Below are 13,578 nucleotides of genomic sequence, written 5' to 3'. Positions count from 1 at the left end.
CTAAGCAGGGAAAAGAAGCAAGGTCGCAGCCCCCTCCTGAACGGCTCCACGCAACCGGCTGGCATCCCTGGCCGGTGACAACCCGAACATACGGACATAATCCCTACTGAACTGCGAAGGGCTTTCATAGCCCACCCGATAACCGGCACCTGCCGCATCCAGTGCTTCGGCCACCATCAAGCGACGGGCTTCCTGTAGCCGCAACTGGCTGCGAAACTCCAGTGGGCTCATGGAGGTGACGGCCTTGAAGTGCGCGTGGAAGGTAGAACGGCTCATGCCTGCGATATCGGCGATGTCATCGATGCGGCAGGTTTCGCTGTAATGGCTGCGCAGCCAGGCAATGGCTTTGGCAATCTGGCTCAGACGGCTGTCGGCTTTGGCCAGTTGTCGAACCACACCATTGCCGCTGCTGGTCAGCAGCCGGTAAAGAATCTCGCGAATCGTCAGCGGAGCCAGTGCTTCGATATCGTCCGGGGTATCCAGCAAAGCGGCCAGCCTTGCGGCGGCGTCCAGCAATTCGGGGGTTGTGTCGTTGAGTTCGATGCCTGCGGCAGGCAGGCCGCTCGTTCCTTCAGGGGACGGGTATCGCAGGACGAGGTCGCTCAACACAGCCATGTCCAGGTCGAGAACAAGGCACAGATAAGGCGTCGTCTCGCTTGCCTCGATCACCGAGCCCGTCACGGGAATGTCCACGGAGGCAACAAGGTATTTGGCCGCATCGTAGACATACGAAGTGGTTCCAACCACCACTTGCTTGCGGCCCTGGGCGATCAGGCAGAGGGTCGGTTCATAGACCACAGGCATCGGAATGGTCGGTGCACCCGAACGAACCAGACTGACGCCAGCAATCGGCGTTGGATGTATGCCGTCAGTCGGGGAATGACGACTGATGAGATCGACCAGCTTTTCCAGAGAGCCCATGCTTGCTCCTTTGAAAGTCAGGATTATTGCGTGCCCGGATAATCATGCAAGGACTCAGGACAATCCGGCTACAGGCAGGCGCGCCACTGAATGCAGAATCACTCCCCTACAGATTTCAGGTTCCACTTTCTGTGAGGCGTTCAGTATGTCCACTCTTTCAGCACTCGACCATTACCGCCTGCTCGGACGATCGGGCATGCGGGTCTCACCGCTCGCCCTTGGCACCATGACTTTTGGCTCTGACTGGGGCTGGGGCGCGGATGAAGCCCAGGCGCGACAGATTTTCGATACGTACGTCGATAACGGCGGCAACTTCATCGATACCGCCGTCAATTACACCAACGGGGCTTCGGAGCGCATCCTGGGTCAGTTGCTCAAGGAGAAGCGTGACCGGCTCGTGGTTGCGACCAAATACACCATGGCCCGCGACCCCAGCGACCCCAATTCAGGCGGCAACCATCGCATGAATCTGGTGCGTTCAGTGGAGACCAGCCTCAAGCAGCTCGACACGGATCGTATCGAACTGCTTTACCTGCACGCCTGGGATTTCACCACCTCTGCCGACGAAGTGATGCGGGCACTGGACGACCTGGTGCGCAGTGGCAAGGTGCTCTACCTCGGGATCTGCAACACCCCGGCGTGGAAAGTCGCGGAACTGCAAACGCTTGCCGACCTGCGTGGCTGGTCCCCCCTTGTGGCCTTGCAGATCGAGTACAGCCTCGTCGAACGCAGCGTCGAGCACGAGTTGATCCCGATGGCGCAGGCGATGGGCCTTGGCGTCCTGCCATGGTCGCCGCTGGGTGGCGGCATCCTGACAGGCAAATACAGCCGCGACGATTTGAGCCAGGCCAGCGAAGCCAATGTTTCGCCGACTCGCAAAGGCGTGATCAGCTCATCCGGGCATATGAATGAACGCGCCTTGCAAATCGCTGCCGTCGTGGGCGATATCGCCAGAGAAATCGGTGCGACGCCTTCCCAGGTGGCCCTGGCCTGGACGCTGTTGAATCCTGCCGTCGTCGCACCTGTCATGGGTGCCAGAACCCTGGCTCAGGCGCAGGACAACCTGGGCGCACTCAGCCTTCAACTGGATGACGAGCACGTGGCGCGCCTGGATCAGGCCAGTGTGCCCGAGCCGATCTTTCCGGCTCGTTTCGTCTCCCGGCCGATGGTGCAGCAACTGATCTTTGGCGGGGCTCGCAGGCCTGGCCTGCAAAGGAGCCTTTGACATGGCACTATCAAACGTTGGTAAAACCCTGGCGTTCGTTGTGCTGATCATATCGAGCATGGTTACTGCAGCTTCGGAGCCAGACGTTGCTGCAAACAACAAGCAAATCGTCAGCGAGGCATTCGATCGCTGGGCCGCAGGCGGGAACAGCTTCTTCAGTGAAATGCTGACGCCGGACATCATCTGGACGATCAAGGGCTCGGGACCGAGTGCCGGGGTGTACCGAGGCATCGACCCGTTCATCGAGCAAGCCATCCGCCCATTTGTATCGCGGCTGTCCAGGCCGGTTCGGCCCGTCAGCAGGCAGATATGGGCGGATGGCGATCACGTCATCATTCAATGGGACGGTGCCGGCGTGGCCCGTGACGGGCAGGCCTATAACAACAGCTATGCCTGGATCTTTCACATGCGCAACGGCAAGGCAGTGGAAGTCACGGCCTTTCTCGACCTTGCGCCTTATGACGATGTCTTGCGGCGTATTCCAGAGGCTACGGCGTCAAGTCAACCAGTGCCATAACAGCAGCGTACCGATCAGCCCGACCACCGAAACGATGGTCTGCAGCACTGACCAGACCCAAATCGTCTGCTTCAGTTGCAGCCCGAAGTATTCGCGAACCATCCAGAAACCGGCATCGTTGACGTGGCAGAAGAACACCGAGCCCGCACCGATCACCAAAGCCACCAGCGAGGCCTCGACCGGTGCAAGGCTGGCCATCATCGGTGCCAGGATGCCCGCCGTCGTGGTCGTCGCCACGGTGGCCGAACCGGTTGCCTGCCGCAACGCCACGGCAATCAGCCAGGCCAGCAGCAGATACGGCATGTGTGCGCCCTCCGCCACTTTGCTGATGGTCTGGCTGACACCGGCATCCAGCAGGGTCTGCTTCAGGCCGCCACCGGCACCGATGGTCAGCAACAGCACGGCTATCGGCGCCAGGCTTTTGCGCAAGGTCCCGCCCACATGCTCACGGGAAAGACCGTTGGCCCAGCCCAGGCACACCGTTGCGGCCAGCACGGCAATGCCCAAGGCAACCAGCGGCTCGCCAAGAAACTTCAAGGCCAGCGCGAGGCTGCTTTCAGGTGCCATGAGCACCTTGGCCAAAGTGCTGCCGAGCATGAGAATCACCGGTAAAAGAATGATCAGCAACGAAATGCAAAAACTCGGCTGGCGGCTGACATCGGGCTTGGCACTGAACAGTTCGCCAAGCTCCGCAGGCTCTTCGATGTGCATGCGCTTCGACAACCAGTTGCCGTAAAGAGGGCCCGCAAGAATCACAGCCGGAACCGCAATGCAGAGCCCCAGCAACATGGTCAGCCCCAGATCAGCATGCAGGGCACTGACCGCGATCAGCGGCCCGGGATGTGGAGGCATCAAGGCATGCAACGTGGTCATACCCGCCAATGCCGGAATGGCGATTTTCAGCAGCGGCTGATTGGACTGACGCGCCATGACAAAAATGATCGGCACCATCATCACCAGCCCGACCTCAAAGAACAGCGGCAGGCCGATGACCATTGCCACCAGCGCCATGACCCAAGGCAGCGTCTTGCCCTTGCCCAGCCCGAGCAAGGTGGAAGCAATCCGGTCCGCCGCGCCCGACTCGGCCATCAAGGCACCGAGCATCGCGCCCAGGGCAATGATAATCCCCGCCTCCCCAAGAATACCGCCCGCGCCCTTGCTGAACGCTTTTGCAACGGCTTCAGGCGGCAACCCTGCGCCTATCCCTGCGATGAAAGTCCCCACCAGAATCGACAGAAACGGCGGGAGTTTGGTGGCGCTGATCAACACGATGATCGTGGCAATCGCAATCAGGCAGCAGATGATCAGGCGGGTGTCATGCAACACCCAGGCAGCAGACGACAGATCCAACGTAAACCCCTTCTTGGTACGGTTTTCTCACGAAACAACTGAAACAATTTGTCTCAATTTTTCCAAACCATACCGGAATGCGGCATTGCGCCGCAGTTAAATTTTTACAGAAGGCCGCCCGCCGCGCTGTCGCGCAGCAAACAGGGGCTAGTAATTGCTAAGAGGGAGCGGATGAATCTTCTCCCTCTGTGAGCGAATTTATTCGCGGAAGGTCGCTACACCCGACAAATACTGGTCGTCTGGAATAGCGTCTCGCTGCTTGTGCACTGGCGAAGTTTGTCGGCAGTTCATGACCACACTCAAAGGTTTGTGCAGCGGAACTTAAAGTCTCAACGCAGACCCAAGGTACCGAACCCGACACCAGGGTCACGCGACGGCCAATGACCGTTCTGGAAAAGTGATGGCGGTAAAACATGGCAGATAAGGCGCAGTTGATCGAGCAGGCAAAACAGGCATCCGAGAACCTGTTGACCTGGGCCAGTTTTGTCGCATACACCGAGTTTCTGTGGCAGGACAACACACGGGTGACGGATGCCGAAGCCTGGCAAAGACAGTGGTTTGAGCTGGAGATCCTGAATGGCCTGGCACTGGCCGAGTGGGAAGAACAAGGGCGGCCTGCCGACTGGTCATCAGCCTGGCGTGAAACCTATCAGCAAGACGCACGCGAACTGGCGGCTGAACTGCTGACGTTGACTGCCTGATCGTCGCCTCACGGAGAAGAGTGCATGTACCGCAAAACCGCCGTCGCCCTGCTGCTGATGTTATGCAGTGGCTGTAGCCAGTTTCCCCACAACAGGTTTTTCACCCCGCCCGCCGCTGCCCCGGATACGGCATGGGTGCGTATTGTGGGCGGCACCGAACGGGCCTCTATCGAGCAGGAGTTGAATGGCCAACGCACTGGCGGCCTGGTGCGCAGCAGTGAATTCATACTCACACGAACCCAGGATCTCGGAATGCCTGTGGACAGCGAACAGAACAAATCGACCTGGAGCGATTATTACGAAACACCGGTGATTGCAGGCCGGAAAACAAGCATCGGCCTCGCCTATCACGGCCCCAATAATCAGTGCAGCAGCAACATGACCTTTGTGCCGCAGAAGGGCCACTATTACCAGTTCGGCCTGCAGGTCGACGTGCGCCTGCGCCAGTGTCGCGGTTTACCGTATGAACTGATCAAACATGAGCAGGGGCAATGGAAGCTACAGCGTCTGAAGGATGTGATCTGGGGCGGGAAATATGGTCATGAAGATGAGAACTGGCAGAAGATGCCAGACTCGCTGATGCCTCCTGCTGTTCCGTATGAGATTCGGTGAGACTGCCTTCATACTTTTAAACTTTATGAGACGACGCGCTTATTCAACGGCACGCCGCCACCGACTCACGGTTTAAGAAACCTTGATGACCACTTTGCCAAAAGCGCCACGTGCCAAGTGCTGGAAGGCCTGATGAGCGTCTTCAAACGAATAGGTTTTGTCGATCACCGGGCGGATCGCGTGTTTGTTCAAGAATTCGTTCATCCGATCAAACGATGAACGGGGGGCGACCGCAATGCCACGAATGGTGGTTTGGCGGAAGATCAATGGCATCAGGCTCAGCGTGGTGGTCTGCCCGGTCAAGAACCCGATTTGCGCAATCTTGCCAGCAGCTTTGGTTGCTGCGATGGACTGATTCAAACCTTCACCGCCGGCAACATCGAGCAACAGGTCTACGCCCTTTCCATCCGTAAGCTTCAGTACTTCTTCTTCCCAGCGTGGGAAGGTCCGATAGTTCACGCCTGCAACGGCACCGAGCTTTTTCACTGCATCAAGATTTTCATCATTGCTGCTGGTAACGATCACCTTGGCACCTAGCGCTGTTGCCAACTGCACGGCGAAGATCGACACACCACCGGTGCCTTGCACCAGAACGGTTTGGCCCGGTTGGATCTGGCCGTAATCCACCAACGAATACCACGCTGTCAGTGCCGCAATCGGCAGGGTTGAAGCTTCTTCGTCGGACATATTGTCAGGAGCACGAACGGCGCTGTCTTCATGGATGATCATGTATTCGGCCAGACCGCCTGGTAGCGGCATGCCGAAGCAGTAGGCAGGTTCGTCCGGGCCGGGCTCGCCATCGATCCACCGCGAATACAGATGCGAGTTGACACGATCACCTACCTTATAGCGGCTTACGCCTGCGCCAACCGCAACGACGGTGCCCGAAGCATCGCTAACCGGTATCAGTGGCTTTGGAACCAGATGGGGTTCGTAGATACCGTCAACGATGGCCTTGTCGCGGAAGTTAAGCGAAACAGCACCGATTTTTACCAGCAGTTCGCCTGCTTCAGGCTCAGGGGTAGTCGCTTCGCCAAGTACCAGATTGTCGAGACCGAAATCTTTCAAAAGCCACGCTTTCATCTGTCTATCTCCGGGAGGGTGTGAATCTGTTGGCGGTATTTTTCCGTAAGAAAGACGAGCAATAAATGCGTAATCCGGCACAAGATTGTTATTTTTATAAGCAACAATATTAATTTTATAGTTTCTTTTTAGATAACAAATCTAATGCGTGAGGGAGGTGCCATGGAGCTGCTTCAGTCAATGCAGGTGTTCGCCCGACTGGCTGAGCTTGGAAGTTTTACCCGTGCGGCAGATGCAATGCAGATAGGCCGCCCACAGGTGACCCGAGCGATCCAGGAGCTGGAAACCTCGTTAGGTGTCCGGCTTTTTCAGCGCACCACGCGAACAGTGCGGCTCACTTCCGAAGGGGAGCGGTTCTACGAGCGGGTGAAAGACATTCTCGGCGATGTTGCAGAAGCCACAGCGATGTTTGCACTGCCTGGCTCAATCTTGCGTGGCCGACTACGGGTCGATATCCCCACAGCCTTTTCCCAGCCTGGGCTAATAGAGAGCCTGCTGAATTTCACAACCCTTTATCCAGCAATCGAACTGGCACTCGGTGTCACAGACAGAACCGTGGATTTGGTTGCAGAGGGAGTGGACTGTGTATTGCGCATTGGCGAGTTACCCAGCTCAAGCCTGGTGGCGCGACGGATTGGCCTGGCGACGATGATTACCTGCGCGGCCCCCAGATACCTTGAGCAGCATGGCGAGCCCAAGACCCTTGATGATCTGGATGCACATCGGGGAGTTACCTTTCTCTCTGGTCATAATCAGCGCCCGCTGCCCTGGCAATTTTTGCATGCCGGTAGCGAGCAAACCTATGTAAGCCGCCACGGTATTACCGTCAACGAATCCAACGCCTATGTAGAGTGCGGGGTTGCTGGCTTTGGGATTCTTCAAGCACCCGGCATTACCCTCGACCGCTTTCTTGCCAACGGCTCATTGGTCGAGGTGCTACGCCCTTATCGCCCGCATCCTCGGCCCGTGTCAGTGCTGTACCCGAGCCGATCTCACTTGGCACCGCAGATCCATGTCTTTGTCGATTGGGTCCGCGAGCAATTCCCGATCGTCTATGGCCGCTGGCTGGAAAATTAGCAGTTGCTTGAAATACGTATTAAATGCCTGGCTGACGAGGCTGGTACGCAGCAGCGAATGTGTAGGTATTCACAGCGCAGCTCTACTGGCACACGGCTCCGATACAACGCATTGAATTGAAGTCATATACGGCTGAATGGCCAGACTGCCCTTTCGGCACCGGCACGCCTTTGGGAATGAAAAATGTTGCGGCATGTGCGCCGTACAAGCCGGCCGGGTAGGTAAAGGGTTTAAGGACAACATAAGCGTTGAACAAGGCTGGCGCGCTCGGGCGAGGCTTTCCGACACCCGCCACTGGCGGCACATCGCGCTCAGGCGTGCTGGCAACTTTGGCATTCACCCATGCCAAGGCGTCCTCATTCGTGGCTGCGCGGAGCAAGCCATTGGCAACCGCCTCTTCAAGGCCCGGCTGACCGGCAAGAGGCGCGCCCTTTTCTTGAAAGCTTTCGGGGGTTACTGTCGTCGAGGTGACGAGCCTGGCGTCCGAGCTGAGTGGCTGGCCGATCAGAATATTGCCCGACTTATCGGCGGGATAAACGAGCTTCACCGGCTGGCCGAACAACTGACGCGACAATGGGTTAAGCGCCGTATTTTGCTCTTTGCCCACATAGAGGTAACCGCAAGGGCCTTTGTTTTCGTAACTGCTGTTGAGCACAGGCACCTTGGCATCCAGACCAGCCACGCCTTGGCGGTGATACCCCGAGACATACACCGCCACGATCTTTGTGCCCTGGCTCCAGCCAATGTTCCACACCGTCGGTTCATACGCCCCGAGTATCAACGCGACCGGTTGCTCAGGGCTGTTGACCGCAATATCGAACTGAGTGGCCTGATGGCCGCTTTGATCAATCTGAAACGGCAACTCACGCCCCGAATAAGCTCCCGCCGCATACACCACCATGGCGTCAGGAGCCTTGAAATCCTTGAAGGCGCAGGTAGCCGGGGTGTCGTTTTGCACAACGGGTAGCGGCGTAGAGAATTTGAATTCCTTCAAATCTTCTGCGGAGGAAGAGGTTGCAACGGCAAACAGTGCTGCTGCGATCCTTAGTTTCATATTCGTTCCTTGAGGGTGGTGGCGACGGACACAGAGGCTTAGCTGCCGGGGAAATATACTTGGTTAGGTATAGGGTGGGGTGGGTTTGTTTTGAGATATTGCTTCCGGCCAGGAGCAGTTGTTCGAGACCGGCAGTTCTCGGCCAATTGCAGCCGCTCAGCCGCCCAGTTAAGAGCAGCTTTGTTTATTTGCCTAGGGAGGGGATATCCGCCTCAGTCGCCGTAAACCGTCTCAACGATGGATGAGCGCCGGCAGACCGGAGTCTAGGATCTCGGTATGGGTGGTTGTTGCAGTACGGAGGGATTTCCGGCTTTCTTTGGTCCACTACTCGATTGCTAATCCACAGTGCGTGCGCGGCACTGCGTGAAAATTCAGCTATTCCTGTTTTCTGCTTCCTCACCTCGCTGTGCTTCAGGCATTATCTCAGGACTACTAGTCGCATCCTGCAATGACGCTGCTGCGATAGGGTTTGCATTAGCAGTCGAGCGATCGGAGAAGAACACATGCTGAGACACTTAAGGCTACACAACTTTAAATCTTGGAAGAAAATTGACCTAAAGTTTGGAAAGGTGACCGGGTTATTTGGAACTAACAGTTCCGGCAAGAGCAGCTTGATTCAATTTATGCTTTTGTTGAAGCAAACAAAAAACGCTACTGACAGAGGGGTAGTTCTCGACTTCGGCGGTCCAGATCAGTATGTGAACCTGGGTGGCTTTCAAGATGTTGTTTACCAGCATGAAACTAACGCAGTAATAGATTGGTACGTTGAATGGGATCTTCCAAGGAAAAGGGTCATAAATGACCCTTTAGGCAAAAGAACGGACATACTCGCATTTGATGACACCTTGGGAATATGGAGTGAGGTCAAGTATAAAAACAAGCAGATGACTTGCGAGCATCTAGAGTATCGTTTTGGTAAATATAGTTTTTTAACAGCTCCCAAAAAAGCTGGATCAACTGAATTCGTCCTCTTGGCAGAAGATGATAGTGATCAGGAAAGCTTCAAATTCAAGAGGGTGAAGGCAAGAGCATGGGCTCTTCCAGGCCCGATTAAAACCCACCTCTTCCCTGACCAAGCAAAAACATACTTTCAAAACTCCGATTTTTTGAGCCTATTCGAATCTGAATACGAAGCTCAAATGGATAAAATGTTTTATTTGGGGCCTTTGCGTGAGCCGCCAAAGCGTGATTACTCATGGGCTGGGACGAGCCCGGTTGATGTAGGAAAAAAAGGCGAACTGACAGTGGCTGCTGTACTGTCGGCTACCTTGCGTAATGAAAAGAGAAACCTAGGAGGAAAAACCAGATATAAAAGCTTCCAGGAGATGATTGCATATTGGCTAAAAGAACTTGGATTAATTGATAGCTTTGAGATTTCAGAAATTGGCGAGGGCTCTAATCTCTACAGAGCCTATGTAAAAAAAGATAAGGATAGTACGCCTGCATTGCTCACCGATGTAGGCTTTGGGGTATCTCAAGTTCTTCCCGCACTGGTACTCCTATATTATGTGCCAGAAGGAAGCACAGTCTTTATGGAACAACCTGAAATTCATCTCCACCCCTCAGTGCAGAGTGGGCTGGCAGATCTGATACTCACCGTTTCTAAAACTCGCGATGTACAAGTTATCATCGAGAGCCACAGCGAGCACCTTCTAAGACGTTTGCAACGGCGAATTGCGGAGGAAAGTGCACGCACTGAAGATATAAAATTATTCTTTTGTGACCAGGCAAAGGGCGAATCAGTACTTTCCGAGTTGGAATTAACTGAATTTGGCGACATTAAAAACTGGCCTGACAGTTTCTTTGGTGATGAAATGGCAGAAATTTCGGCAACCAGAAAAGCTGCTTTAAAAAGAAAAATCGCGATGGTGAGCAATGAAAGTCGTTGAAACCAATGTGGCTATTGCGGCGAACGGCAGAGGCACCCACGCCAGCCTCGAGTGCCAGCTTGCCTGCGTAGTTTTTTTGAGCGACGTGGTATCTAAACAAAGTATTGTTGCAATCGACGATATAGGGCTGATGCTTGACGAATATGCTAAGCATCTGAGCTACAAGGGGCAACCGGACGTTGGAGACGAATTTTTTAAATACTTACATGATCATCAATATTATCCAGATAGAGTTTTGAGAGTTTCTATTACACCGAATGGCATGGAAAGATCAGGCTTCGATGAATTACCACCAAATTCAATGGATCCGTCCGATAGGAAGTTTTTAGCTGTGGCTAGAAAATCCGGGGCCAAAGTTTTTAACGCACTTGACACTGACTGGCACGAAAACATAAAAGATATCGAGGCAATGGGGGTTGCTGTAGAACAACTTTGTCCTGCACATGGGTGCAGAATTTAGCTTTAGCATGAAATCACCAGAATCAATTCGTTCTTTTACACAGTCTGGAGCCAAGTCGCCCGAAGACCGGCAGCTTAGGGGCGATTTCAGCCGGTAACAAAAGTCCGCTTCTGGCCGAAGAGGACAGTTCAACGTATAAGGCGAACCTTTGGAGAGTTTCCAGCCAATGGGTCAATGGCTTTGACCAAACGAGCAATATGTAAGCAGGGATCTAAAGACATATCTTTTATTTTAAATTTAAATTCGTTTTCTATGTGTGGCATGGCTTGCTTTTGCTTTGAGATTATTGCTCCTAGCCGTACTGAGGAATGATGCGCTTTTAATGTGGCCGCGAACGGTTGAGGTGTTTCTTGATACCTCATCGCAGTCGTGCACATAACATCCGATAGTAGTGCTTCCGGCAATGCGGGTAGGCCGGCATTTTTCCATTCAGTGTGTAATGCACCTTGAATGTCGTGGCCATCTGCCCCGCTCATTTTGATGTCGAATGCACGCAAGACCTCTTTCATGGTTTTTTCCACAAATGAAAGACTTTCCCACCGAGCAAGGGCGTAAGTAGCCTTGCTGTGAAGAATATAGTTGGCCGCAGCGTTCATGTGAATAATGCTCGCAGGATTGAAAACACTAATATTGTATAGAGCGTTATAAAAGTCAGTATATTCTTGCTCCAGAAGCGAATGCCTTTTCGAAGAAATTGAAGAAGCACTACTTTCTGTGATATCAATTACTGCTTGGGTCAACGGTATTTCATCTACGCGCAGCAAGGGCATTCTCAGTAAATACGCGCTGCCGTCAATCTCACAAGCTATGGAAGGAAAGCAATAGGAAATATGACTTCTGTCTCCATAATGCTCGTCAATCCAATTACTAACATTTTTACCGGCATTATCTGGGTGCGAGCCGAAAATTATTCTATAGCCATCTTTTTGGATGGTATCTATAGCGGTGAATACCGCCATTCTGGGGTCCGCTAGTCCGGCTATCCGATGTTTTACATAAAGCATGTATAAATGGAATTTTTCGGTGCCCTGGTCTAGATCATCCTGTGTGATCTCGATTTTTTTCATTCTCTGAAAGTCCATTTATGTTAGTGAGGCCGTACAACCACAAGGTGGCGATCTGGGCTAGGACAGCAGCAACAGTGTATGTCGCATTAGAGGTGGATGGATGAGTCGCTTCTGGCCAGGAGCAGCGCTTGCTGAGAGTCTACTCCTGGCCGTTAGCAGTCCTCTACGAAGGACTGCCTTGGGCTTAAAGTAATTCTTGGCCCCTCCCCCCATCAAACCGCCCCCGAGCCGCCCGAAACTCCTCCGCATTCTCCAGCAACCACGTCCACAACGGCACCATATGCGCCAGAAAACTTCGCCCCAGCGGAGTCAGTTCATAATCAACACGCGGCGGCACTTCGCCGTAATCGCAACGCGAGATCAAGCCGTCTCGTTCAAGTTGTCGCAAGCTGCGGGTCAGCATGCGCTGGGTGATGCCTTGCAGGCGGCGGCCGATTTCTGCGTGGCGCAGTTTGCCTTCCACGCCCAGCGTATGGACGATCCCCAGTGACCAGCGATTGCCCGCGTGGGTCAGGACTTCGCGTTTGAGTCCGTCATCTTCGGCGCTGAGCGCGTCGCAGGTGGCTTGGGACAGGCGGATGACCTCATCTTCACTCATTGCGTTCATGCGGTATCACTCGTGTGCCTTCTTCTGAATATTCGTCAAGGGTGACAGGATAAAACATCGCTGATCACTCACCGGGAATTACTGATGCACTCACACGACACTGCAACAACCGACACTATTCTGGTCCTGGGCGCGGGCGAACTGGGTATGGCGGTGCTTCGCGAACTGGCAGCGCGGCCGGCTGCTCGCGTCACGGTCATGCTGCGGCCATCGGCTTTCGATAAACGCCAAACCCTTGAAGAGCTGAGCGCTCTGGGCATCGAGGTGGTGTCTGCCGATGCCGCAAGCGACTCCGAGGAAAGCCTCGCCGCGCTGTTCAGCGGCTTCGACACGGTGGTCAGTTGCCTGGGTTTTGCAGGCGGTGCCGGGACGCAACTCAAACTGACCCGCGCCGTGTTGCAGTCCAATGTGAAGCGTTATGTGCCGTGGCAATTCGGTGTGGATTACGACGTGATCGGCTACGGTAGCCCTCAAAACCTGTTTGACGAGCAACTGGACGTGCGCCAGATGCTACGCGGCCAGTCGCGTGTGCAATGGCTGATCATTTCCACGGGCATGTTCACCAGCTTCCTGTTTGAACCTGCATTCGGCGTGGTCGACCTCAACCAGAACATCGTGCGCGCTCTGGGTAGCTGGGAAACAGCCGTGACGGTCACCACGCCCGAAGACATCGGCCGCCTGACCGCCTCCATCCTCTTTGAGCCGGCGCTGGTCAATGAAGTGGTTTTCACGACGGGCGACACCCTCACCTACCGGCAATTGGCGGACACTGTCGATCGGTTACTCGACCGTACGGTTGAACGTGTGGAGTGGACAGTGCCTGCACTCATGGCAGATCTGGCTGCCGCACCCGACGACTCGCTGCGCAAGTACCGGGCGGTGTTCTCGCAAGGCAAAGGCGTCGCTTGGCCCAAGGCGCACAGTTACAACGCCGAACGGCAGATCGACACCATCACTGTCGCGCAATGGATTGAACAACATTTGCTCTGAGCAGGTGGCGTGAACTGCGACCCAC

14 protein-coding genes are annotated in these 13,578 nt (G+C 54.6%); 8 read left to right on the top strand and 6 right to left on the bottom strand.

The features are described from left to right. Positions 1 to 921: an AraC family transcriptional regulator gene (locus CKW23_RS24370; protein WP_025259147.1), complete on the bottom strand. Its 921-nt coding sequence runs from the start codon at positions 919 to 921 to the stop codon at positions 1 to 3. 145 nt (positions 922 to 1,066) lie between these two features. On the opposite strand from CKW23_RS24370, the gene CKW23_RS24365 reads away from it, so the two are divergent. Together CKW23_RS24365 and CKW23_RS24360 are read left to right on the top strand one after the other, a co-directional pair. After that, complete coding sequence (locus CKW23_RS24365; RefSeq protein WP_025259146.1) at positions 1,067 to 2,146, top strand: aldo/keto reductase; 1,080 nt, start codon at positions 1,067 to 1,069, stop codon at positions 2,144 to 2,146. Position 2,147: 1 nt separating this feature from the next. Continuing rightward, a complete protein-coding gene (locus CKW23_RS24360; protein ID WP_025259145.1) occupies positions 2,148 to 2,663 on the top strand; it encodes a nuclear transport factor 2 family protein in 516 nt (171 codons plus the stop codon). Here CKW23_RS24360 and CKW23_RS24355 read toward each other — a convergent pair. Further along, positions 2,643 to 4,013, bottom strand: a complete 1,371-nt coding sequence (locus tag CKW23_RS24355; RefSeq protein WP_025259144.1) for a gluconate:H+ symporter — start codon at positions 4,011 to 4,013, stop codon at positions 2,643 to 2,645. The genes CKW23_RS24360 and CKW23_RS24355 overlap by 21 nt on opposite strands. Before the next feature lie 413 nt (positions 4,014 to 4,426). On the opposite strand from CKW23_RS24355, the gene CKW23_RS24350 reads away from it, so the two are divergent. Both CKW23_RS24350 and CKW23_RS24345 read left to right on the top strand, forming a co-directional pair. Then, entirely contained in the window at positions 4,427 to 4,714 is a 288-nt protein-coding gene (locus CKW23_RS24350) for a hypothetical protein (protein ID WP_025259143.1), read from the top strand. A gap of 24 nt (positions 4,715 to 4,738) precedes the next feature. Next, entirely contained in the window at positions 4,739 to 5,326 is a 588-nt protein-coding gene (locus tag CKW23_RS24345; protein ID WP_095068515.1) for a hypothetical protein, read from the top strand. Between the two features lie 72 nt (positions 5,327 to 5,398). On the opposite strand, the gene CKW23_RS24340 is transcribed toward CKW23_RS24345, so the two are convergent. Next, entirely contained in the window at positions 5,399 to 6,409 is a 1,011-nt protein-coding gene (locus CKW23_RS24340; RefSeq protein WP_095068513.1) for an NAD(P)-dependent alcohol dehydrogenase, read from the bottom strand. Positions 6,410 to 6,571: 162 nt separating this feature from the next. Between CKW23_RS24340 and CKW23_RS24335 the strand changes: the two genes are divergently transcribed. After that, positions 6,572 to 7,486: a LysR family transcriptional regulator gene (locus CKW23_RS24335; protein WP_025259140.1), complete on the top strand. Its 915-nt coding sequence runs from the start codon at positions 6,572 to 6,574 to the stop codon at positions 7,484 to 7,486. Between the two features lie 82 nt (positions 7,487 to 7,568). On the opposite strand, the gene CKW23_RS24330 is transcribed toward CKW23_RS24335, so the two are convergent. Further along, on the bottom strand, positions 7,569 to 8,540 hold the full coding sequence (locus CKW23_RS24330; RefSeq protein WP_025259139.1) for a hypothetical protein: 972 nt from the start codon (positions 8,538 to 8,540) through the stop codon (positions 7,569 to 7,571). A 503-nt stretch (positions 8,541 to 9,043) separates the two neighbouring features. On the opposite strand from CKW23_RS24330, the gene CKW23_RS24325 reads away from it, so the two are divergent. Together CKW23_RS24325 and CKW23_RS24320 are read left to right on the top strand one after the other, a co-directional pair. Then, a complete protein-coding gene (locus CKW23_RS24325) occupies positions 9,044 to 10,429 on the top strand; it encodes a DUF3696 domain-containing protein (protein ID WP_025259138.1) in 1,386 nt (461 codons plus the stop codon). After that, a complete protein-coding gene (locus CKW23_RS24320) occupies positions 10,416 to 10,889 on the top strand; it encodes a hypothetical protein (RefSeq protein WP_025259137.1) in 474 nt (157 codons plus the stop codon). Before CKW23_RS24325 ends, CKW23_RS24320 begins: the two co-directional genes overlap by 14 nt. 128 nt (positions 10,890 to 11,017) lie before the next feature. Here CKW23_RS24320 and CKW23_RS24315 read toward each other — a convergent pair whose 3' ends face one another. Together CKW23_RS24315 and CKW23_RS24310 are read right to left on the bottom strand one after the other, a co-directional pair. Continuing rightward, positions 11,018 to 11,956, bottom strand: a complete 939-nt coding sequence (locus CKW23_RS24315) for a hypothetical protein (RefSeq protein WP_025259136.1) — start codon at positions 11,954 to 11,956, stop codon at positions 11,018 to 11,020. A gap of 184 nt (positions 11,957 to 12,140) precedes the next feature. Beyond that, positions 12,141 to 12,554, bottom strand: coding sequence for a helix-turn-helix domain-containing protein (locus CKW23_RS24310; RefSeq protein WP_095068511.1), 414 nt, complete (start codon positions 12,552 to 12,554; stop codon positions 12,141 to 12,143). Between the two features lie 93 nt (positions 12,555 to 12,647). Between CKW23_RS24310 and CKW23_RS24305 the strand changes: the two genes are divergently transcribed. After that, entirely contained in the window at positions 12,648 to 13,553 is a 906-nt protein-coding gene (locus CKW23_RS24305; protein WP_095068509.1) for an aromatic alcohol reductase, read from the top strand. Positions 13,554 to 13,578: the final 25 nt, after the last annotated feature.

The organism is Pseudomonas sp. Irchel 3A18, assembly GCF_900187465.1.
Taxonomy (GTDB): domain Bacteria; phylum Pseudomonadota; class Gammaproteobacteria; order Pseudomonadales; family Pseudomonadaceae; genus Aquipseudomonas; species Aquipseudomonas cichorii.
Note: the sequence above shows the minus strand (reverse complement) of the source record. Positions and strands in the feature narration are given on the sequence as shown.

Excerpts from the sequence above, each read along its gene's own strand:
- CKW23_RS24330 (WP_025259139.1), bottom strand. The coding sequence starts at position 8,540 with ATGAAACTAAGGATCGCAGCAGCACTGTTTGCCGTTGCAACCTCTTCC.
- CKW23_RS24345 (WP_095068515.1), top strand. The coding sequence starts at position 4,739 with ATGTACCGCAAAACCGCCGTCGCCCTGCTGCTGATGTTATGCAGTGGC.
- CKW23_RS24360 (WP_025259145.1), top strand. The coding sequence starts at position 2,148 with ATGGCACTATCAAACGTTGGTAAAACCCTGGCGTTCGTTGTGCTGATC.
- CKW23_RS24310 (WP_095068511.1), bottom strand. The coding sequence starts at position 12,554 with ATGAGTGAAGATGAGGTCATCCGCCTGTCCCAAGCCACCTGCGACGCG.
- CKW23_RS24315 (WP_025259136.1), bottom strand. The coding sequence starts at position 11,956 with ATGAAAAAAATCGAGATCACACAGGATGATCTAGACCAGGGCACCGAA.
- CKW23_RS24335 (WP_025259140.1), top strand. The coding sequence starts at position 6,572 with ATGGAGCTGCTTCAGTCAATGCAGGTGTTCGCCCGACTGGCTGAGCTT.
- CKW23_RS24325 (WP_025259138.1), top strand. The coding sequence starts at position 9,044 with ATGCTGAGACACTTAAGGCTACACAACTTTAAATCTTGGAAGAAAATT.
- CKW23_RS24365 (WP_025259146.1), top strand. The coding sequence starts at position 1,067 with ATGTCCACTCTTTCAGCACTCGACCATTACCGCCTGCTCGGACGATCG.
- CKW23_RS24320 (WP_025259137.1), top strand. The coding sequence starts at position 10,416 with ATGAAAGTCGTTGAAACCAATGTGGCTATTGCGGCGAACGGCAGAGGC.
- CKW23_RS24370 (WP_025259147.1), bottom strand. The coding sequence starts at position 921 with ATGGGCTCTCTGGAAAAGCTGGTCGATCTCATCAGTCGTCATTCCCCG.
- CKW23_RS24350 (WP_025259143.1), top strand. The coding sequence starts at position 4,427 with ATGGCAGATAAGGCGCAGTTGATCGAGCAGGCAAAACAGGCATCCGAG.
- CKW23_RS24340 (WP_095068513.1), bottom strand. The coding sequence starts at position 6,409 with ATGAAAGCGTGGCTTTTGAAAGATTTCGGTCTCGACAATCTGGTACTT.
- CKW23_RS24305 (WP_095068509.1), top strand. The coding sequence starts at position 12,648 with ATGCACTCACACGACACTGCAACAACCGACACTATTCTGGTCCTGGGC.